The organism is Vibrio sp. 1978, from assembly GCF_033344345.1.
Genome location: NZ_JAWPOP010000095.1, coordinates 1 through 1,359, shown reverse-complemented (window position 1 = coordinate 1,359; position 1,359 = coordinate 1). Strand labels below are relative to the sequence as shown.

At 46.2% G+C, this 1,359-nt stretch carries 1 protein-coding gene and 1 pseudogene; both read left to right on the top strand.

Annotated features, from left to right (window positions below; all coding sequences use genetic code 11):
- Positions 1-2 precede the first annotated feature (2 nt).
- Entirely contained in the window at positions 3-695 is a 693-nt protein-coding gene (locus tag R8N49_RS24695; RefSeq protein WP_318190164.1) for an ABC transporter ATP-binding protein, read from the top strand.
- A pseudogene (locus R8N49_RS24690) lies at positions 688-1,359 on the top strand (hypothetical protein); the annotation flags it as partial. The gene R8N49_RS24695 and the pseudogene R8N49_RS24690, both read left to right, overlap by 8 nt.

Genomic DNA, 1,359 nt, shown 5'->3' with positions numbered 1-1,359 from the left:
GACTGACGAAAACTTATAATCCAGACAGTGATTTCCCTGTGCATGCGGTACAACACGTTGATTTAGAAATAAAACAAGGAGAATTTGTCGCCATCATGGGGCCTTCTGGCTCAGGTAAAACGACATTGCTCAATATGCTTGGCGGTATTGATGCTCCAACTTCAGGCAGTGTTGAAATCGATGGATGTTTAATTTCAGAGATGTCGGAGAAAGAGCTGATCGCCTATAGACGAGACAATATTGGTTTTATCTTCCAAGACTACAGTCTTCTTCCTGTTTTGACCGCGTTGGAAAACGTCGAGTTTGTGATGCAGTTACAAGGCAAAACGGAACGAGAATGCCGAGAGCGTGCCATGTCTCTCCTTGAGCAAGTTGGTTTAGCTCAGCAGATGCACAAACGTCCGAGCAAAATGTCGGGTGGCCAGCAGCAAAGAGTCGCTGTCGCACGGGCACTTGCACCTAAGCCTCGCTTTGTCATGGCAGATGAACCGACCGCCAACTTAGACGCAAAGAGTACTTCGGAGTTACTCGACATCATGGAGCAACTGAGCGAACAAGAGGGCACGACATTTATTTTCTCGACTCACGACCCGAGGGTCATCAAACGAGCCCATCGTATTATTGTGTTTGAAGACGGACGCCTCGCGAGAGATTTCGCCAACATCGGTAGCACGGCAGAGAAGTTTCATGCGTAGCGGCTTACACATTCGTTTTTCTCCGCCATGGATGGTGGTGGTTAGTCAGGCATTAAGCCTTTCCTTGCTTGGCTTTTTCAGCTTTTGTGCTGTTGCCAATATCCCTGGTTTACAACCTCGAAAATCTTGGGATTTTGGTGGGTATATTAAGTATATGGCAACATACAGCATGCCAGATGATCGAAGCAGTTCGCTCTATCATCTGCTGCACAATCGTCTGAATTTTGAATACCGTTTTTCTCCAAATTGGCGTGTTAATGTTGGCTTGCGAAACCGAGCTTTGTGGGGCGATGCGTTAGACATTCCTCAATATCCCGAACTTGTCGCGCTAGATAATGGCTACTTTGATTTGAGCAAAAACTGGCGCGAAGACGACGTTATTCTGAATTCTCAATTTGACCGATTGTATGTGAGCTGGAAGAGCGACGATTGGAGTGCCAGTGTCGGGCGTTTTCGTATTAACTGGTCCATGAATACCATCTGGAACCCTAATGACGTTTATAACGCGTACTCGATTTACGACTTTGATTATGAAGAGAGAGCGGGCACCGATGCCATTATGGTCAGCAAAAAACTTGGTTTTGCCGACGGTTTAGATTTGGTGTTTTCTCCTTCACAAGAATCTGGGCAAAACAGCGCTTCGCTGCGTTATTTTTCAAATGTT